An 18,684-nucleotide genomic window follows, 5' to 3' on the forward strand; every position below is an offset into this window, starting at 1 on the left:
CCGGGTCGACCGGGCGGGTGCTCAGGTCCAGCCGGTGGTGAGGCGGACGCTGGAGCCGTCTGCGTCGCGGCGCAGCGCCACGTGGTCGCACAGCTGGCGGGCCAGCCACAGGCCCATGCCGCCGGCGGAGAGGTCCTCGCCGTGCGCCGGCCCGTACCCGGCGAACGGGTCGGTCGGGCCGGGGCCGGCGTCGCGGATGGTGCAGACCAGCCGCCCGGGCGCAGTCCACAGCCGCAGACCGACCGGCCGGCGGCCGTGCCGGGTGCCGTTCGACGTCATCTCGTCGACGGCGAGCAGGAAGTCCTCGACGACGTCGGCGGGGCCGTCGACGGCCGACAGCACCCGGCGGATGGTGTGGCGCAGGCCGATGAGGTCGGTGACGTCCTCGGCGGCCAGCGCCGGCGGAGTGCGCTCCAACGGCTCGTCGGGCACCGGCAGCCCGGCCAGGTAGGTCGCCGGGTCGACGAAGTCCGGGTTGGCCCCGCGCCCCGCGGCGGTGACCAGGTGCGGATGGCTGTCACGGGCGCCGGCGAGCACCGCGTCGGACAGGCGGCGGGTGTCGAACACGCACAGCCCCCACAGCGGTGAGGCCGCGAACGCGTGGTTGATCACCGCCTCGTACCGCTGCCACTCCGTGCGGTCAGCGGCGGTGACGCCGAAGTCGACCTCGCCGACCACGCGGACCCGCCGGCCGGGGCCGGCCTGCTCACCCAGCCCGCGGAAGGTCCTGATCGCCGTCGGCGTCCGCGAGCGGTACAGGGCGTGCTGCTCGAGCACGAGGACGAGCGGGTGGTTGCCGAGCGCCTCCCGCAGGACGGACGTGGACTCCGGGCTGACGGCGAGCACCGCACCGTCACCGGCGTCCAGGCCCTCGAGCAGGAACGGAGCGGCCACCGCGGCGAGGTCCTCGGCGGAGTCGTAGAACGAGGCGTCGTGCCGGAAGCCGGGGGTCGCGCCGTCGGCGGCGACGTCCTGGCCGCCGTCGACGTGGGTGGGACCGCGTGAGTGCAACGCTTCCGTCTCCCCGTGCCACTGGCCGTCCCTGCGAGGGCGAACGTCCTCACGGTGCCGCTCGACACCTGTGTACCCGAACCCGGGTCGGCTACGCCGTCACCGCGCGCGTGGCGTGGATCCGGACCGGCCGGTACCGCGAGCACCCGAGCGCGCGGGCCACGTTGCCGAACCCGTGGTGCTGCGCCGTGCTGTCGTCCCCGGGTCCGGTCGGCCAGGCCGGTGACGACAGCGAGGGCGTCCGGTCGGCCCAGCAGCACCGCACCGGCCTGGTCCACCCACGGGTGCGGCGACCAGGACCGCCTGGCCGGCACGAGAGCGGGGAGTGGCACGCTCCGGCGGGCTCCCACCCGGACGACCACCTCGCGAGCCCGGCCTCGTGCCGGCCGGTGCGGCGATGCGCGCGGCTCCCGTCCCTGTCGTCCGGGTGCTGCGGCTCGGGGCCGTTCAGGTGGGGCCGAGGGCGCGAACGGCGCCCTTGCCCATGGTCGGCGGCTCGATCGTGCGGCTGCGGCGCCGTGGCGCTCCCGTGCCCCACAGGTCCGCGATGCGGGCAGCATGAGGCCGCCATCGACGACCGCCGGTACTCGGCCCGGCGACGCGGACAGCAGGGAGCCGGACATGACGCGTGCGCAGCGCTCACCCTCCGAGGCAGCCGACCTCACGGCCGCGGCGGAGCCGTACCCGGCCGGGGAGTCCTCGCTGGGCTTCGAGCGGGTCGTCTTCTTCAGCGACGCCGTGTTCGCGATCGCCATCACGCTGCTGGTCCTGCCGCTGACCGCCGAGATCGAGCTGCCCGAGACCGGCCACGGGCTCGCGCGGCAGGTCTGGGAGCTGTGGCCCACCGTGCTCACCTTCGCCGTCAGCTTCCTGGTCATCGGCCAGTTCTGGATCGCCCACCACCGCACGTTCGGGCACATCCGCCGGCACGACACGGGGCTCATCTGGTGCAACCTGGTGGCCCTGCTGACGGTGGCGTTCGTGCCGTTCCCCGCAGCGCTGCTCGGCTCGCACACCACTGCGGAGGACGCCTTCCCGGTCGTCTTCTACGCCGCCAGCCTGACCCTCACCAGCACCGCCATGACCGGCACGTGGCTGTACGCGGTGCACCGGCAGCTGGTCGAGGACGCCCTCAGCGTCGACGAGCGGCGGGCGATCACCCGACGCGCCTTCGCCACGACCGCCGTGTTCGCCGCCTCCATCGGCGCCGCCTTCCTCGGCCTGGGCGCCGCGGTCGCCTGCTGGCTGGTCGTGCTACCCGTCGCGCGCCTGGTGGCCGCGCGCCGAGCGGCTGTGCCGTCGTGAGCTCCGGTGGTCCGGGCCGGTCCCCGCGGCTCGGGACCGGACCCCGGTCCTCCAGCTGGAGGACCGGGGTCCGGTGCGTCGTGGCGGGTGTTGTCGTGCCGGGTTCCCGTCAGCCGGCGGGTGCGCCGGCCCCGGCCGGGACGGCGGGCGCCTCGCCGGGCACCACGCCGAGCTGGGCGAACAGGTCGGCCGGGTTCCAGTGCAGGTGGTGCCGGACGATCCGCCCGTCCCGCACCCAGCCGAAGGCGGCGTGGGCGAGGCGGAACGGGCGGCCGGTGGCGGGGATGCCGGCCAGCGGGCCGGTGTGGGTCCCGATCAGGAGGAACTCGTCGGCGAAGACGTCCCCGTCGCCGACGACGACGGTCTTCTCGATGCGCAGGTCGTCGGCCGCCGCCATGAGGGCGGCGAGGTCCTCGCGGATCGCCGCGCGCCCGACCACGCGCCGGCCGGTGCCGTGGTTGACGACCTCGGCGTCCTCCGCGTAGAAGGCGGCGGCCCGGTCCGGGTCGTGCTGGTTGAAGACCTCCGTGACGCCGAGGATGAACGCCTTGGGGTCGACGGGCTGTCCGGTCATCGGGGGCTCCTCTCGCGAGATCTGCGGACGACGCAGAGCCTGCTCGTCCCGACGTCCCCTGACATCGGGGATCGGCGCGTACCCGCGTCGGCGCGACTACGTACGCAGGTGCCGCAGCTCGGTGCGCCGGCCCAGGCCGGTCTTGGCCAGCAGCCGCTCGACGTGCTTGTCGACGGTCCGCGGCGAGATGAACAACCGGCGCGCGATCTCGGTGCTGGTCAGGCCCTCAGCCACGAGCGCGAGGACGTCGGCCTCCCGGTCGGTGACGCCCTTCTCCGCCAGCGCCGGCGGCACCGCGCGGTGCCCGGCGTCCCGGAGCACCAGCGGAGCGCCCGCCGTGCGCAGCAGCGACCGGCAGGCCCGCTCGAGGTGCACCTGGCCGGCGGCGCGGTAGAAGCGGGCGGCCTCGGTCAGCCACTCGACCGGCGCGCCCCAGCCGCCGGCGAGCGCCGACTCGGCGACCAGGCGGTCGGCCAGGTGCCGCTGCGCCCGGCAGCCGGGCGGGTCGAGCTGCCGCCGGGCATCCGCGACCAGGCGCTCGGCCTCGTCCCGCCGCCCGGCCCGGGCCGCGGCGACCGCGTCGGCATACCCGAGCAGCGCGGCGCCGACGGTGCCCGGCGGGGTCCGCGGCCGCACCTCGGCGCGCGCTGCCGCGGCCGCCTCCTCGCCCCCGTCGAGGCTGCGCAGCAGCACCCAGTAGAACCAGAAGAAGCGCAGGTAGGGGCTGGGGACCGGCCGTGACGCCGCGACGGCGGCGTCGAAGGAGGCCAGTGCCGCGGCCCGCTCGTCGCGGACGAGGGAGTACAAGGCCCACCGGGCGTGCGCGGAGGCGTCGTGCTCGGGGAGCGGCACCCCGGCCTCGCCGATGCGGGCGAAGGCGGCCTCCATCGCCGCCCGGTCGCCGGCGATGGCGTGCAGCGCCGACTCCACCACGCACGCCTCGGCGAACGGCAGCCCCAGGCCGCTGCCCCGTGCGGTGTCCTGGCAGCGGCGGGCCGCGACCACCCCCGGCCCGACGTCCCAGCTGAGGTACCCCGAGCCGGCGATCTGCAGCTCGATGACGACCAGCGTGGACACCGCGCCGGCCCGTGCGGCCCGGTCGCGCGCCTGCCGCAGGCGCCCGACGTCGTTGCCGCGCACCAGGTCGATGGCGCCGAGCTCGTGGGCGGCGGTGATCTGCCACAGCGGCAGCGCCGCCTGCTCGGCCACCTGCAGCTGCCGGGTGAACAACTCCTCGGCGCGCTGCAGGTCCTCGTTGCGGGCGATCCGGCCCAGGACGTCGAGGGCCTCGCAGGTGGCGTCGGCCAGGCCGAGCTCCTCCGCGGCGTCCAGCGCGCGCCCGGCCGCGGCCCGCGCCTCCGCCACCCGGCCGGCGCCGATGAGCGCCCGCGCCGCGACGCCGTCCAGACGCGCCGCGGTGGCGGCGTCGGTGACCAGCGCCCGGGCGCGGGCCAGGGCCGCGGAGGCGTCGTCCCACCGGCCGGCCGCCGTCGCGGCCTCCGCCACGCGCAGCGACACCCGCGCCCCCACGGCGGGGGTGCACCACGCGAGCAGGTCGGCGCCCAGGGCCAGCGTCGCGTCGACGTCACCGGCCGCGGCGGCCACCGCCACGCGGAGCTCGTCGACCTCCTGCCGCAGGTCCGGCGCCCCGCCGCACAGCCGGGCTGCCGCTGCCGCGACCTCCCCGGCGGTGGTCAGCGCCCCCTCCTCCAGCGCCCGGCGGGCGGCCGTCAGCAGCAGCCGGGCCGCCTCGGCGCCGTCCCCGGCCGACCGGGCCAGCTCGGCGGCCACGGTGCACCAGGGGCCGGGGAGCCCGGGGTGCGCCGCCCGGACCAGATCCAGCGCCCGGCCGGCCAGCGCGGCCCGCGACGCGGGACCGAGCTGGGCGAGCACCGTGTCGCGGGTCAGCGCGTGCCGGAACCGGTAGCCCGCCTCGTCGTCCCGCACCAGCAGCTGCAGCTCGACGCACCGCTCGAGCACCTCCTCCACCCCGACGGCCGGCCGGCCGAGCAGCGCGGCCAGGAGGGCGGAGTCGACGTCGCGGCCGAGCACGGCGGCCGCGCGCGGGACGAGCCGGTCGGGCACCGGGAGCTCGGCGACCTTCCACGCGAGGGCGTCGGCGAGGCTGCGCGGGACCACCCAGGGCGCGTGCTCGGGCACCGTCCACCGGCCCGCCACGAGTTCCACGGCACCGCCACCGAGGAGCTCCTCGACCAGCAACGGCAGGCCGCCGGCGCGGGCGAGGACGGCGGACAGCCCGTCGGGGAGGGTGCCGGTGCCCAGGCAGGCGCGCGCCATGCGGGCGACGTCCTCGTCGGGGAGAGGCGCGAGCTCCACCACGCGCAGCTCGCGCCGGGCGGCCAGGGCCGCGACGACGTCCCGCCCGGGGCCGGGCTCGGGTCGCGCGGTGACGACCACCCGCAGCGCGCAGCCGGCGCCGTGGTCGGCGAGGTGCTCCAGGACGGCGAGCGACTCCCGGTCGGCCCAGTGCAGGTCCTCCAGGACCACCAGGACCCCGCAGCCGCCGTGCCGGCCGGCCGCGTCGAGCACGCGGAGCACCCCCTCGGCGACGACGACGCCGGACTCGACGCCGCCGCCGCCCTCGTCCCGCCACTGCGGGACCAGGCGCCCCAGCGCCGGCCGGAAGGGCGCCAGCCCGGCGTCCTCCGGCGGCCCGCCGCGGCGGCTCGCGGCCAGGAGCACCTCCTGCACCGGGCGGTACGGCACGGCCGCCCCGGCCGTCGCCCGGCCGCGCAGCACGAGCCAGCCACGGCCGGAGGCGGTCGCCGCCAGCTCCTCGACCAGCCGTGACTTGCCCACGCCGGCCTCGCCGACGACGGCCAGCACGTGCCCGGACGACGCCGTCAGCAGGGACCGCAGCGTCTCGAGCTCGGCGTGCCGTCCGACCAGCTCCGGGCAGAGCGCGGCGGCCATCCCGGGAGTCTGCCGGAACCGCCGCGGCGGGCGGAGGGGTCCGCGCGCGGTCCCGGCTCGGCCGGCTCCGGATCAGTCGGTCCCGGGGCCGACGAAGCCGGTCCGGTAGGCCCACACCACCGCCTGCGTGCGGTCGCGCACCCCGAGCTTGCCGAGGACGGCCTTCACGTGGGTCTTGACCGTCTCCGGCGAGAGCCACACGCGGGCGGCGATCTCGGCGTTGGACAGTCCCTCGGCCATCGCGCGCAGCACCTCGACCTCGCGCTCGGTGAGCGCGGCGGCCGCGCGCAGCCGCTCGGGGTCGGCGGGCCGGCGGGCGGCGTGGACGGCCAGCAGCCGGCGGGTCACCGCCGGGGCGACGAGCGCGTCCCCGGCGTAGACCGTGCGGATGCCGTCGACCAGCTGCTCCGGGGTGGCGCGCTTGAGCAGGAAGCCGTCCGCCCCGGCGTCGAGCGCGTCGTCGACGACCTCGTCCAGGTCGAAGGTGGTGAGCACGAGGACCCGCGGGCGTCGCGGCCAGGACACGATCTCCCGGGTGGCGGCGACCCCGTCGACCCGGGGCATCCGGACGTCCATGAGCACGACGTCGGGCCGCAGCGCCCGGGCGCGGTCGACCGCCTCCCGGCCGTCGGCCGCCTCGCCGACGACGGTGAGGTCGTCCTCGGCGTCGAGGAGCGCGCGCAGGCCGCTGCGCACCAGCCGGTCGTCGTCGGCCAGCAGCACGCGGATCACGCCGGCACCCCCGTGCCGGCCGGCAGCACCGCGTGCACGCGGAACCCGCCCTCCACCGGGCCGGCCTCCAGCTCGCCGCCCTCGAGCCGGGCCCGCTCGCGCATGTTGACCAGCCCGCGCCCCGGGACCGGGTCGGGCAGGTCGCGCCCCTCGTTCGTGACGTCGAGCAGCACCCGGTCGGCCACCCGCGAGACCTCCACCCGGATCGGCCCGGAGGGGGTGTGCCGGACGGCGTTGGTGAGGGCCTCCTGCACGATCCGGTACAGCGCCCGCGCGGCGCCGGCGGACAGCGGCCCGCCGTCGGTGTGCAGCTCGACCGGGCGGCCGGTCGCCCGGATCCGGTCGGCGAGCTCCTCCAGGTCGGCCACGGTCGGGGCGAACGGTCCGGCCCGCGCCCTGCGCTCGAGCGGCTGCAGCACGCGCAGCAGCCGGTCGAGCTCGTCGAGCGCGGAGCGCCCGGCGGACTCGATCGACCCCAGCGCCTCGCGCGCGAAGGTGGGGTTGTCGTCGAACACCCGCCGTCCCACCCCGGCCTGCATGACCATGACGTTCACCGTGTGCCCGAGGGAGTCGTGCAGCTCGCGGGCCAGCCGGCCGCGCTCCTGCAGCAGCAGCCGCTCGGCCGCCAGCGCCTGCGCCCGGCTCTCCGCCGCCTCCCGGGCGCCGGCGGCCGCCGCCAGGGCACGGCGCCGGCTGAGCTCGCCGGCGACCACCGCGACCAGCGAGGTCATCGCGATGTCGGGCAGGGCGGCGAGCGAGTCGACGCGGTCGAGGGTCACGTACCCGGCGGCGCCCAGGACGGCGACCGCGGCGGCCGCCAGCCGCAGCCGCCGCCCGCCCGCGGCGAAGCAGGTGAACAGGGCGATCCAGGCCGGCCAGGGGAGGTAGCCGATGGAGTACCCGGCCGCCGCGTTGACCACCACGACGGCGTCGGCCGCGACGAGCGACGCGAGCGGCGCGGCCTGCCGCCACAGCAGGGCCAGCGGGCCGGCCGCGGCCAGCGCGACGGCCGCGGCGTCCACCGGCCGGTAGGGCGGGCCCGCCGGCACCGCCAGGGTGACGGTGACCGTGGCGAGGACCAGCACGCCGGCGAGCGCCGCGTCCGTGCGGCTCACGGCCCCGGTCCCGGGCGCGGGGGAGGAGGACGGCGACACCTCCCATCGTCCCGCCGGCCGCGGCCCGGGGGGAGACCCGCGCGGGGGCGTCCGCCTCCCTCCCGCGAGGGAGCCGTGGTCCCTCACCCGGGTGCCGGCCGGGCGCCGCGGACCACTCCCGCGGTGCCGCACGGGACCCGCGCGGGGCTCGTGGCCGGCAGCGCGGCGGCGCCACGCTCGGGCACCGCGGCGTCGCGGGGATCGCGGCGCCCCCACTCCCGGAGGTGCACCGTGACCGACGTCCGACAGCCCACGTGGACCCCGCCCGGCCGGGCGAGCCGTGCCGGACGGGCCGTCGCGCTCGTCCTCGGCGTCCTGCTCCTGCTGCCCGGGCTGGCCCTCGGGACCGCGGGGGGAGTGCTGCTGTGGGCCGACGCGCACCGCTCCGGCGGCTTCGTCACCAGCCCCGAGGAGCGCTTCGTCTCACCCGGCTCCGCCCTGGTCAGCGACCGGATCGACCTGCGCGCCGGCCCCGACTGGCTCCCCGTCGGCTCGGCCCTGGGCACCGCCCGGATCGAGGTCACCCCGGAGACGGCCGAGGAGGTCTTCGTCGGGATCGCGCCGGCCGCGGACGCGCGGGCCTACCTCGACGGCGTCCGGCGGACCGCCGTCGACGGGCTCGGCTTCGACGGCCCGGCCGACGCCGAGGACGAGATCCCCGGCGGCCCGCCGCCCGGACCGCCCGGGGACCAGGACTTCTGGACCGCGCAGGTCGCCGGTACCGGACCGCAGCAGCTGACCTGGGACCCCGCCGACGGCGACTGGGTGTTCGTGGTGATGGACGCCGACGGCTCCGCCGGGGTCGACGTGCGCGCCCGGATCGGCGCCGAGCTGCCCGCGCTCACCGGCATCGGGTGGGCCGTCGTCGGCGCCGGCCTGGTCGTGAGCCTGCTGGCCGTGCTGCTCCTGCGCCCGGCGCTCGTCCGCCCGGTCGAGGACTGGCCGGCCGCGCGCCCGCGCCCCGCCGCGCCCCCGCCTCCGGTGGGCACGACGCCGGGCCCGTCCGGAGGAGGGCAGGCCGTGACCGGGGGCCGCGGCACGCCCGCCGGCGGCTGAGCGGTCCGGCGGGCCCCTCGCCGGGGCCCGCCGGCACCCGCGCGGGGACGTGTACAGTGGAGTCACCGACGCGGGGTGGAGCAGCTCGGTAGCTCGCTGGGCTCATAACCCAGAGGTCACAGGTTCGAATCCTGTCCCCGCTACCACCGCACGAGGGCCCCGGAGCAGACGCTCCGGGGCCCTCGTCGTCTCCGCCGCCTGGCTCCGGAACACCGCCGGCCCACGGCCGGTTGGCCCCGGGCATGGAGCCCACCGTGCACGACGCCCCCGACGCCGAGCGCTACGAGATCCGCGACGGCGACCGCCTGCTGGGCCTGGCCGCCTACCGGCGCCGCGGCGAGGAGGTGGTGTTCACCCACACCGAGGTCGACCCGCACGCCGAGGGCTCGGGGCTGGGCAGCACGCTGGTCCGCGGCGCCCTCGACGACGTCCGGTCCCGGGGCCTGCGCGCGGTGCCGCACTGCTCGTTCGTGCGCGGCTGGATCGAGCGGCACCCCGAGTACCGGGACCTGGTCGCGCGGGACTCCTGACCGGCCGGCGCCCGACCCACCCGACGCGCCCGGGTGTGTTGCCTGCCACAGGCGCGTCTCTCTAGCGTGCGGTCAACGGTGACCGTTTCGACGAGGGAGTCGCCCGTGACCATCGCAGCCGTGCCCCCGGCCGACGCCGAGCCCGCCGACGTCGACATGAGCACCGTCGACCTGTCCGACCGGGACTGGTGGACGACGCCGCCGGGGTACCGGCACGCCGCCTTCGACCGGCTGCGGCGGGAGCGGCCGTTCGCCTTCTTCGCCGAGCCCGATCTCCCCGGCATCCCGGCCGGGCCCGGCTACCACGCGGTCACCCGCTACGCCCACCTCGAGGCGATCAGCTCCCAGCCGGCGGTGTTCTGCTCCGGCAGGGGCGCGGTGTCCATGCAGGACGTCCCGGCCGAGCTGCACGAGTTCTACGGCTCGCTGATCAGCATGGACGACCCGCGGCACGCCAGGCTCCGCCGGATCGTCTCGAAGACGTTCACCCCGCGGATGCTCGAGCGGACGTTGGACTCGGTGCGCGCCGTCGTCGACGACGTCCTCGCCCGCGCCCGGGCGACGGCGGCGGCGAGCGACGGCGCGATCGACGTCGTCGCCGACATCGCCGCGCCGATCCCGCTGCGGGTCATCTGCGACATGATGGGCGTCCCCGAGCAGGACCGACCGTCGGTGCTGGCCAACTCCAACGTCATCCTCTCCGGCGGCGACCCGGAGCTCATCGAGAACGACGACCCGCTGACCGCGTTCCTCACCGCCGGCATGGAGATGGCCGCGCTGATGGAGCGGCTGGCGGCCGAGCGGCTGGCCGAGCCGCGCGACGACCTCACCACCGCGCTGGTCACCACCGAGGTCGACGGCGAGCAGCTCTCGCACCAGGAGATCGCCTCGTTCTTCATCCTGCTGCTGGTGGCGGGCAACGAGACCACCCGCAACGCCATCTCCCAGGGGCTGCTCGCGCTGTCGGAACACCCCGACCAGTGGGCGCGCTGGGCGGCCGACCCCGCGCTGGACCGCACCGGCGTCGAGGAGGTGGTCCGCTGGGTCAGCCCGGTCACCTGGATGCGGCGCACCGCCACGCAGGACGGCGAGATCGGCGGGCACCGCTTCACCGCCGGCGAGAAGTTCCTGCTGTTCTACGCCGCGGCCAACCGCGACCCGGAGGTGTTCGCCGACCCGCAGCGCTTCGACGTCGGCCGCGACCCCAACCCGCACGTCGGCTTCGGGTCCAAGGGACCGCACTTCTGCCTGGGCGCGCACCTGGCCCGCCGTGAGCTGCAGGTGACCTTCCGCGCGGTCTTCGACCAGCTGCCCGACCTCGAGGTCACCGGCCCGCCGGACCGGCTCGCGTCGTCGTTCGTCAACGGCCTCAAGCGGCTGCCGGCGCGCCTGGGCGGGGAGCGCTGATGCGGGTCACCGCCGACCGGGAGGTCTGCGTGGGCTCGGGCCAGTGCGAGCTGCTGGCCCCCGACGTCTTCGAGGTCGACGACGACGGCGCCGTCCGGGTGCTGCAGGAGCACCCCGACGCCGCCGCCGCGGTCCGGGACGCGGTGTCCCAGTGCCCGACCGGGGCGCTGTCGCTGGCCGAGTGACTCAGCCGAGGGCCTGCGCCAGGTCGGCGAGCAGGTCGTCGACGTCCTCGATGCCCACCGACAGCCGCACCAGGTCGGCCGGCACCTCCAGCGGCGAGCCGGCCGCGCTGGCGTGGGTCATCCGGTGCGGGTGCTCGATGAGCGACTCGACCCCGCCCAGGGACTCCGCCAGCGTGAACAGCCGCGCGCGCTCGCAGACCCGCAGCGCCGCCTCCTCGCCGGCGGCCAGCCGGAACGACAGCATCCCGCCGAAGCCGGACATCTGCTTGGCCGCGATGTCGTGGCCGGGGTGGTCGGGCAGGCCCGGGTAGAGGACGGCCGACACCGCGTCGTGCCCGAGCAGGAACTCGGCGATCCGCTCGGCGTTGGCCTGGTGCCGGTCCATGCGCACGCCGAGGGTCTTGATGCCGCGCAGCACCAGCCAGTCCGACAGCGGGCCGGAGACCGCCCCCATGGCGTTCTGGCTGAACACCAGCTGGGCGGCGAGCTCCTCGTCGCGCACGACCAGCGCCCCGCCGACGACGTCGGAGTGCCCGCCGAGGTACTTCGTCGTCGAGTGCACGACGACGTCGGCGCCGAGGGTCAGCGGCCGCTGCAGGTAGGGCGAGGCGAAGGTGTTGTCGACGACGAGCAGCGCGCCGGCCTCGTGGGCGACCTCCGCGGTCAGGGCGATGTCGGCGACGTTGAGCAGCGGGTTGGTCGGCGTCTCGCACCACACCACGCGGGTCGAGCCGGGCCGGATCGCGGCGCGCAGCGCGTCGGGGTCGTTGAGGTCGGCCGGCGTGTGCTCGACGCCCCAGCGGGAGACGACCTTCGAGATCAGCCGGAACGTGCCGCCGTAGGCGTCGCCGCCGAGGACGACGTGGCTGCCCGGCTCGCACACGGTGCGCAGCAGCGTGTCCTCGGCGGCCAGGCCGGAGGCGAACGCCAGGCCCGCGGTGCCCTCCTCGAGGGAGGCCAGCAGCTCCTGCAGCGCGTCGCGGGTGGGGTTGGCGCTGCGGGCGTACTCGTAGCCGTTGCGCAGCCCCCCGACGCCGTCCTGCTTGAACGTGGTGGCCAGGTGCAGCGGGACGACGACCGCGCCGGTGGCGGGGTCGGGGTCCTGCCCGGCGTGGATGGCGCGGGTGTCGAAGCCGGAGAACTCGGTCACCGGGTCACCCCCGCGAGGTGGCCGAGCACGTCCTGCCGGGTGACGACGCCGGCGGGCTTGCCGTCGACGTGCACGATCAGCGCGTCGGCCTCGCCGAACTCGGCCACCGCGGCGCTGACCGGCTCCCCGGACCCGATGATCGGCAGCGGCGCGGACATGTGCTTCTCCACCCGGTCCGACAGCGACGCCCGGCCGGCGAACAGGGCGTCGAGCAGCACCTTCTCGTCGACCGAGCCGACCACCTCGCCGGCGGTCACCGGCGGCTCGGCCTTGACGACGGGCATCTGGCTGACGCCGTACTCGCGCAGGATGTCGATGGCGTCGCGGACCGTCTCGTTCGGGTGGGTGTGCACCAGGACCGGCGTGGCGCCGCCCCCGTCCCGTGACTTCGCCTCGAGCAGCTCGCCCACCGTCTCGCCGCCGGTGGTGACGTCGAGGAAGCCGTAGTCGGCCATCCACTGGTCGTTGAAGATCTTGTTGAGGTAGCCGCGGCCGCCGTCGGGCAGCAGCACCACGACGACGTCGTCCTTCGTGAGCTTCTCCGCCGCGCGCAGCGCGCCGGCGACGGCCATCCCGCAGGAGCCGCCGACCAGCAGGCCCTCCTCGCGGGCCAGCCGGCGGGTCATGTGGAAGGAGTCGGCGTCGGACACGGGGACGATCTCGTCGGCAATCCCGCGGTCGTAGGCGTCGGGCCAGAAGTCCTCGCCGACGCCCTCCACGAGGTAGGGCCGGCCGGTGCCGCCGGAGTACACCGAGCCCTCCGGGTCGACGCCGACGACGCGGACGCGGCCGTCGGAGGCCTCCTTGAGGTAGCGGCCGATGCCGCTGATGGTGCCGCCGGTGCCGACGCCGGTGACGAAGCAGGTCACCTTCCCCTCGGTCTGCTCCCAGATCTCGGGGCCGGTGGTCTCGTAGTGCGAGCGCGGGTTGGCCGGGTTGGCGTACTGGTCGGGCTTCCACCCGCCGGGGGTCTCACGGGCCAGCCGGTCGGAGACCGAGTAGTAGGAGCGCGGGTCGGACGGGTCGACGGCGGTGGGGCAGACGTGCACCTCGGCGCCGTAGGCCCGCAGCACGTTGATCTTGTCCTGGCTGACCTTGTCGGGGCAGACGAAGACGCACCGGTACCCGCGCTGCTGGGCGACCAGCGCCAGCCCGATGCCGGTGTTGCCGCTGGTGGGCTCGACGATCGTGCCGCCGGGCTCCAGCTCACCGCTGGCCTCCGCGTCGTCGACCATGCGCACGGCGATCCGGTCCTTCACCGAGCCGCCGGGGTTGAGGTACTCGACCTTGGCCAGCACCAGGGGCGCGTCCGGCCCGAGGTCGCGGGTCACCCGCGACAGCCGGACCAGCGGCGTGCCCCCGATCAGGTCGACGACGGACTCGGCGTACTGCACTCGGACCTCCTCGGCGGTGCCCCGGGCGGGCGCTCGCCTCTCCATCCCACCACCCGGGACGGCTGCGGGCGCGCGGGCCGGTCACCGGCCGCCCGGGGACCGCGCCGCGGGTGTCGGCGCGAGGGGAGTCGGGCAGGGCAGCGGCATGACCGACGCTCTCCCCGCCGCCGCACTGACCGGCGGCGGTGCCATGCCGCTGCTCGGGTTCGGCACCTGGCAGATGACCGGTGCGACCTGCTACGACGCCGTCCGGACCGCGCTGGACGCCGGCTACCGGCACCTGGACACCGCGACGATGTACCGCAACGAGGCCGAGGTGGGCCGGGCGCTGCGCGACTCCGGCGTCGACCGCGACGAGGTGTTCGTCACCACCAAGCTGCCGCCGCGCGAGGCCGGCCGCGCCGAGCGGACGCTGACCGCGTCGCTGGACGCGCTCGGGCTCGACGCGGTCGACCTGTGGCTGGTGCACTGGCCGCCCGGCGGCGCGGGGGAGGACCTGTGGGAGCGCTTCGTCGCCGCCCGGGAGGCCGGCCGCGCCCGCGCGATCGGCGTCAGCAACTACTCGCTGGCGCAGGTCCACCGGCTGACCGCGGCCACCGGGGTGACGCCGCAGGTCAACCAGGTCAGCTGGGCGCCGGCGCTGTTCGACGCCGCCGTCGAGGCCGGGCACCGCGAGCGCGGTGTCGTCCTGGAGGGCTACAGCCCGTTCAAGAACACCGACCTGCGCGACCCGGTGCTGCGCGAGGTCGCCGACGCGCACGGCGTCACCCCGGCGCAGGTGGTGCTGCGCTGGCACGTCGAGCACGGCGTCGTCGTCATCCCCAAGTCGGCCACGCCCGAGCGGATCCGGGCCAACCTCGGGATCGGGGGCTTCGCGCTGACCGCCGACGAGGTGGCCCGCGTCGACGGGCTGTCGCGGCGCTGAGCCGGTCAGGACCGGGGGGCCACCGGCGTCCGGGGCTCGCCGGCCAGCGCGCGACGGACGTCGACCATCGGTGCGACCAGCCCCGTCGTCGGCCGGCGGACCGGGGTCGGGCGCGGCGGAGCCGTGCGGCGGCGACGGGAGCCCCGGGAGCGCAGCGCGGTCAGCAGGTCGAGCAGGGCCAGCGCCGAGGCACCGACGACGACGTTGCCCAGCCGCCGCTGCCGCTCGCCGCCGCGGTTGCCGAGGGCGACGCCCAGGGCGGCCAGGTCGACGACGTCGCCGGCGACGCGGGTCCAGGCCCAGCCGGGGCGCCCGGCGAGCAGGCCCGCGGCGTGCGCGAGCTCGCGGGCACCGACGGCGGTGAGCACCGGCAGCGCGACCGGGGAGTCGTCGACCCCGGCGAACCGGGCCACCTCCTGGGGCGAGACGAGCATCGCGGTGCCCAGACCCAGGCTGGCCAGGCCGAGCAGGCGGCCCGTGCGGCGGGGGGCGGATCGGGCGGTCATGGGTCCTCCCGGGGTCGGTGCCCGGGGCGGCTACCCGGGGAGGCGACCAGGAAACGGCGGCGGGGGACGGCGCCGGAGGCGGCCGCTGGCGGACCGGCCGACGGCGGGGCGAGGATGCGGGCATGACCTCCCCCTCCGCCGGCACCCGCACGCTCGGCCGGGACGGCCTGGTCGTCTCCGCCCTCGGCCTGGGCTGCATGGGGATGAGCCAGATGTACGGCACCGCCGACCGCGACGAGTCGATCGCGACGGTCCACCGGGCGCTCGACCTCGGGGTGACGTTCCTCGACACCGCCGACGTCTACGGGGACGGGCACAACGAGGAGCTGGTCGGCGAGGCGATCCGCGGCCGCCGCGACGAGGTGCAGCTGGCGACGAAGTTCTCGCTGCGGCGCAACGACCGCGGGGGCATGGACATCGACGGCCGGCCGGAGAACGTGCGGGCCTGCGCCGAGGCGAGCCTGCGCCGGCTGCGGGTCGACGTGATCGACCTCTACTACCAGCACCGGGTCGACCCCCGGGTGCCGATCGAGGACACCGTCGGCGCGATGGCGGAGCTGGTGGCGCAGGGGAAGGTGCGGTTCCTCGGGCTGTCGGAGGCCTCGGCCGCCTCGGTCCGCCGCGCGGTCGCCGTCCACCCGGTCGCGGCGCTGCAGAGCGAGTGGTCGCTGTGGACCCGGGACGTCGAGGCGGAGGTGCTCGGCGTCGCCCGCGAGCACGGCATCGGCGTCGTCCCGTTCAGCCCGCTGGGCCGCGGCTTCCTCACCGGCGCCATCCGCGGCCCGGAGGACTTCGCCGACGACGACTGGCGCCGCGGTCACCCCCGCTTCACCGGGGAGGCCTTCGAGGCGAACCTGCGGCTGGTCGACGCCGTCCGGGCGATGGCCGAGGAGAAGGGCTGCACGCCCGGGCAGCTGGCGCTGGCCTGGGTGCTCGCCCAGGGCGAGGACGTCGTGCCGATCCCCGGCACCAAGCGACGGCCCTACCTGGAGGAGAACGCCGGCGCGCTGGCCGTCTCGCTGTCGGCCGGCGACCTGGCCCGGCTCGGGGAGATCGCCCCGCCCGGCGTCGCGGTCGGCGGCCGCTACGTCGACTCCTCCTACGCCTACGGCGACAGCCCGGAGCGGGGCGCCGCGTGACCGCGACGACCACCACGGCGCCCCTGCGGGTGCCCGGTGCCGACGGCGTCGCGGTGGCCGTGCACCGGTGGGGGACCCCGGGCGGGCTCCCGCCGGTCTACCTGCAGCACGGCTTCGTCGCGGACACCCGGCTCAACTGGGTCGGCACCGGCACGGTCGCGGCGCTGCTGGCGGCCGGGCGCGAGGTCGTCGGGGTCGACGCCCGCGGGCACGGCCGGTCGGACAAGCCGCACGACCCCGCCGCCTACGGCGAGCTGCGCATGGCCGGCGACCTGCGCGGGGTGGCCGACGCGCTCGGCCACGACGCCTTCGACCTGGCCGGGTACTCGATGGGCGCGACGGTCGCGGTGCTGGTCGCCGCCGCCGACCGGCGGGTGCGCCGGCTGGTGGTCGGCGGCGCCGGGGCGGCGCTCGTCGAGCCCGGCGGTGCCGAGCGGCACCGCGTCCTGATGGGGGAGCTGGCCGCCGCGCTCGAGGCCGCCGACGTCGCCGACGTGCGCGACCCCGCCACCGTCCTCTTCCGCCGGATGGCCGACGCCCTCGCCGCCGACCGGCAGGCCCTCGCCGCGCACGCCCGGGCGGTGCACACCCGCGACGCCGACCTGGCGGCGATCACCGCGCCCACGCTCGTCCTCGCCGGCGACGCCGACCCGCTGGCGGCCCGCCCCGAGGCGCTCGCCGCGGCCATCCCCGGCGCCCGGGTCACCGTCGTCCCCGGCGACCACTCCACCGTGCTCCGGGCGCCGGCCTTCGCCGCGGCGCTGGTGGCGTTCCTGGGGGAGTCGTGAGCGGGGGAGTCGTGAGCGGGGGAGTCGTGAGCGACCCGGCCTGCGGCGTGGCCCACGGCGCCCCGGCCCCGGAGGCGACCGGGCGGGTGCTCGTGGCGGTGTTCGACTCGCCGGTGGCGGAGGTGCTGCTGCGGTGGGCGCCGGAGCTCGGCTTCCGCACCGTGCTGCTCGACCCCGACCCCGCCCGCGGCGCCGGGGTCACCGCTCTGGCCCACCTCACGGGGGACCTGTCCGACGCCGACGTGGTGGTCACCGACCACCACCGGCCCGAGCTCGGCGAGGTGCTGCGCGACGCGCTGGCCCGGCGGGTGCGCTGGGTCGGCGTCATGGGCAACCCCCGGCACGAGGGTCCGCACGTGGCCGCGCTGGCCGCCCTCGGCGTCCCGCCGGAGGAGGTGACGCGGGTGCACCGGCCGATCGGCCTGGACATCGGCTCCCGCACCCCGGCGGAGATCGCGCTGAGCACGCTCGCCGGGCTGCTCGCCGACCGCAACGGGCGCAGCGGCGGAGCCGCCCACCGTCCGCGGTGAGCGCCGTCCTGCTCGGCGCGGACCTGGGCACCAGCGGGCTCAAGCTCGTCGCGCTGGGCGGGGACGGCCGGCTCGTCGCGGAGGCGGAGGCCGGCTACGCGGTCGAGCAGCCGCACGAGGGCTGGGCCGAGTGCGCCGTCGGCACCTGGCGGGCCGCGCTCGACGACGCGCTGGCCCGGCTGCTGCCGCAGCTCGGGGGCCGCCCGGTGGCCGGGCTGGGCCTGGCCGGCCAGATGCACGGCACCGTCCTGGTCGACGACGCCGGTGCCGCGCTGGCGCCGGCGGTGCTGTGGCCCGACCGGCGGGCCGCCGCGGAGGTCGCCCGCTGGCGCGGGATGCCGGCCGCCGACCGCGCGGCGCTGGCCAACCCCCTCGTCCCCGGGATGACCGGTCCGGTGCTGGCCTGGCTGGCCGTCCACCGGCCGGACCTGGTCGGGCGCGCGGCCGCCGTCGTGCTGCCCAAGGACGCGCTGCGGGCCACCCTGCTGCCCGGCGCCGACCCGCGGGTCACCGACCGCAGCGACGCCTCCGCGACGCTGCTGTGGAACGTCGTCGCCGACGGCTGGTCCGACGCCGCCCTGGCCGCGGCGGGTGTGCCGGCGTCCCTGCTGCCCGCGGTGCGCCCGTCGGCGGGGGTCGCGGGAACCGCCGTGCTCGGGGGTGCTGAGGTGCCGGTCGTCGTCGGGGGTGCCGACACGCCCCTGGCGATGCTGGCCGCCGGCTCCGGCGGGGCGCTGCAGGTCAACCTCGGCACCGGTGCGCAGGTGCTGCGCCCCGGCTGGACGCCGGTGCCGGCCGACGACCCGCCCGTGCACGGCTACGCCGACACCGGCGACGGCTGGTACGCGATGGCGGCGCTGCAGAACGGCGGCTCGGCGTGGACGTGGGTGGCCGGCGTGCTCGGCGTCGCGCCCGGGGAGCTGTTCGACCTCGCCGCGACCGCGCGGCCCGGTGCAGGAGGAGCGGTGTTCCGGCCGTTCCTCACCGGCGAGCGCGGGGGCGTCGCCGGCCCCGGCGACCGCGCCGGGTGGTCCGGCCTGTCCGCCGGGACCACCCGCGCCGACCTCGCCCGCGCCGCCGTCGAGGGGGTGCTCGCGGCCGTGGCCGCCGCCGCCGGGCTGCTCGGCGGGGCGCCGCGCGAGCCGGTGGTCCTCACCGGCGGCGGGGGACGGGTGCCGCTGGTGCGGCAGCTCCTGGCCGACCTGCTCGACCGGCCGGTGACCTACCTGCCGCTGCGCAGCGCGTCGGCCGTCGGCGCCGCGGTGCTGGCCGGCCGCGGCGTCGGCCGGCCGGTGGAGCCGCAGCGGACACCGTCGCCGCCGGTGACCCCGAGGGCCTGACCGGGCCGCGGAACGGTGCCGGTC

18 protein-coding genes and 1 tRNA gene are annotated in these 18,684 nt (G+C 77.2%); 11 read left to right on the forward strand and 8 right to left on the reverse strand.

Going from position 1 to position 18,684, the window contains the following annotated elements; all coding sequences use genetic code 11:
- Positions 1–21 precede the first annotated feature (21 nt).
- On the reverse strand, positions 22–1,011 hold the full coding sequence (locus tag CHC04_RS02735) for a sensor histidine kinase (RefSeq protein WP_089402323.1): 990 nt from the start codon (positions 1,009–1,011) through the stop codon (positions 22–24).
- Between the two features lie 621 nt (positions 1,012–1,632).
- On the opposite strand from CHC04_RS02735, the gene CHC04_RS02740 reads away from it, so the two are divergent.
- Entirely contained in the window at positions 1,633–2,316 is a 684-nt protein-coding gene (locus CHC04_RS02740; RefSeq protein ID WP_176449801.1) for a TMEM175 family protein, read from the forward strand.
- Between the two features lie 109 nt (positions 2,317–2,425).
- On the opposite strand, the gene CHC04_RS02745 is transcribed toward CHC04_RS02740, so the two are convergent.
- The 4 genes from CHC04_RS02745 to CHC04_RS24450 form a co-directional block, all read right to left on the reverse strand.
- A complete protein-coding gene (locus CHC04_RS02745) occupies positions 2,426–2,890 on the reverse strand; it encodes an ester cyclase (protein WP_089402325.1) in 465 nt (154 codons plus the stop codon).
- 96 nt (positions 2,891–2,986) lie between these two features.
- Entirely contained in the window at positions 2,987–5,824 is a 2,838-nt protein-coding gene (locus tag CHC04_RS02750) for an ATP-binding protein (protein WP_089402326.1), read from the reverse strand.
- Between the two features lie 72 nt (positions 5,825–5,896).
- Positions 5,897–6,556, reverse strand: coding sequence for a response regulator (locus CHC04_RS24445; protein WP_089402327.1), 660 nt, complete (start codon positions 6,554–6,556; stop codon positions 5,897–5,899).
- Positions 6,553–7,671, reverse strand: a complete 1,119-nt coding sequence (locus CHC04_RS24450) for a sensor histidine kinase (protein WP_089402649.1) — start codon at positions 7,669–7,671, stop codon at positions 6,553–6,555. Before CHC04_RS24450 ends, CHC04_RS24445 begins: the two co-directional genes overlap by 4 nt.
- Positions 7,672–7,941: 270 nt before the next feature.
- Between CHC04_RS24450 and CHC04_RS02765 the strand changes: the two genes are divergently transcribed.
- The 5 genes from CHC04_RS02765 (at position 7,942) to CHC04_RS02785 (ending at position 10,888) form a co-directional block, all read left to right on the forward strand.
- Positions 7,942–8,766, forward strand: a complete 825-nt coding sequence (locus CHC04_RS02765) for a hypothetical protein (protein ID WP_089402328.1) — start codon at positions 7,942–7,944, stop codon at positions 8,764–8,766.
- Positions 8,767–8,835: 69 nt separating this feature from the next.
- Positions 8,836–8,912, forward strand: a tRNA-Met gene (locus CHC04_RS02770).
- Between the two features lie 96 nt (positions 8,913–9,008).
- Positions 9,009–9,296 carry a GNAT family N-acetyltransferase gene (locus CHC04_RS02775; protein ID WP_089402329.1) on the forward strand — a complete coding sequence of 96 codons (288 nt, stop codon included), beginning with the start codon at positions 9,009–9,011 and terminating at the stop codon, positions 9,294–9,296.
- A 105-nt stretch (positions 9,297–9,401) separates the two neighbouring features.
- Positions 9,402–10,703 (forward strand): cytochrome P450, encoded by a 1,302-nt coding sequence (locus CHC04_RS02780; protein WP_245816936.1) that lies wholly within the window; start codon positions 9,402–9,404, stop codon positions 10,701–10,703.
- Complete coding sequence (locus tag CHC04_RS02785) at positions 10,703–10,888, forward strand: ferredoxin (protein ID WP_089402330.1); 186 nt, start codon at positions 10,703–10,705, stop codon at positions 10,886–10,888. Before CHC04_RS02780 ends, CHC04_RS02785 begins: the two co-directional genes overlap by 1 nt.
- Position 10,889: 1 nt before the next feature.
- Here the strand turns inward: CHC04_RS02785 and CHC04_RS02790 are convergent, their stop codons facing one another.
- Both CHC04_RS02790 and CHC04_RS02795 read right to left on the reverse strand, forming a co-directional pair.
- Positions 10,890–12,038 (reverse strand): cystathionine gamma-synthase, encoded by a 1,149-nt coding sequence (locus CHC04_RS02790; RefSeq protein ID WP_089402331.1) that lies wholly within the window; start codon positions 12,036–12,038, stop codon positions 10,890–10,892.
- On the reverse strand, positions 12,035–13,432 hold the full coding sequence (locus CHC04_RS02795; RefSeq protein WP_089402332.1) for a cystathionine beta-synthase: 1,398 nt from the start codon (positions 13,430–13,432) through the stop codon (positions 12,035–12,037). The genes CHC04_RS02790 and CHC04_RS02795 overlap by 4 nt, the downstream gene beginning before the upstream one ends.
- 145 nt (positions 13,433–13,577) lie before the next feature.
- Between CHC04_RS02795 and CHC04_RS02800 the strand changes: the two genes are divergently transcribed.
- Positions 13,578–14,357: an aldo/keto reductase gene (locus CHC04_RS02800; protein ID WP_089402333.1), complete on the forward strand. Its 780-nt coding sequence runs from the start codon at positions 13,578–13,580 to the stop codon at positions 14,355–14,357.
- A 5-nt stretch (positions 14,358–14,362) separates the two neighbouring features.
- Here CHC04_RS02800 and CHC04_RS02805 read toward each other — a convergent pair whose 3' ends face one another.
- Positions 14,363–14,863 (reverse strand): hypothetical protein, encoded by a 501-nt coding sequence (locus CHC04_RS02805; protein WP_089402334.1) that lies wholly within the window; start codon positions 14,861–14,863, stop codon positions 14,363–14,365.
- A 122-nt stretch (positions 14,864–14,985) separates the two neighbouring features.
- Between CHC04_RS02805 and CHC04_RS02810 the strand changes: the two genes are divergently transcribed.
- Genes CHC04_RS02810 through CHC04_RS02825 form a run of 4 tightly spaced genes read left to right on the forward strand, consistent with a single transcriptional unit; the run spans position 14,986 to position 18,660 of the window.
- Complete coding sequence (locus CHC04_RS02810) at positions 14,986–16,002, forward strand: aldo/keto reductase (RefSeq protein WP_089402335.1); 1,017 nt, start codon at positions 14,986–14,988, stop codon at positions 16,000–16,002.
- On the forward strand, positions 15,999–16,790 hold the full coding sequence (locus CHC04_RS02815) for an alpha/beta fold hydrolase (protein WP_245816937.1): 792 nt from the start codon (positions 15,999–16,001) through the stop codon (positions 16,788–16,790). The genes CHC04_RS02810 and CHC04_RS02815 overlap by 4 nt, the downstream gene beginning before the upstream one ends.
- 26 nt (positions 16,791–16,816) lie before the next feature.
- A complete protein-coding gene (locus CHC04_RS02820; protein WP_089402336.1) occupies positions 16,817–17,320 on the forward strand; it encodes an XdhC family protein in 504 nt (167 codons plus the stop codon).
- The gene (locus CHC04_RS02825; protein WP_089402337.1) at positions 17,317–18,660 is read left to right on the forward strand and encodes an FGGY family carbohydrate kinase; all 1,344 of its coding nucleotides are present in this window, start codon (positions 17,317–17,319) and stop codon (positions 18,658–18,660) included. Before CHC04_RS02820 ends, CHC04_RS02825 begins: the two co-directional genes overlap by 4 nt.
- The last annotated feature ends 24 nt before the right edge of the window (positions 18,661–18,684 follow it).

The sequence above is a fragment of the Geodermatophilus saharensis genome, from assembly GCF_900188205.1.
GTDB lineage: Bacteria > Actinomycetota > Actinomycetes > Mycobacteriales > Geodermatophilaceae > Geodermatophilus > Geodermatophilus saharensis.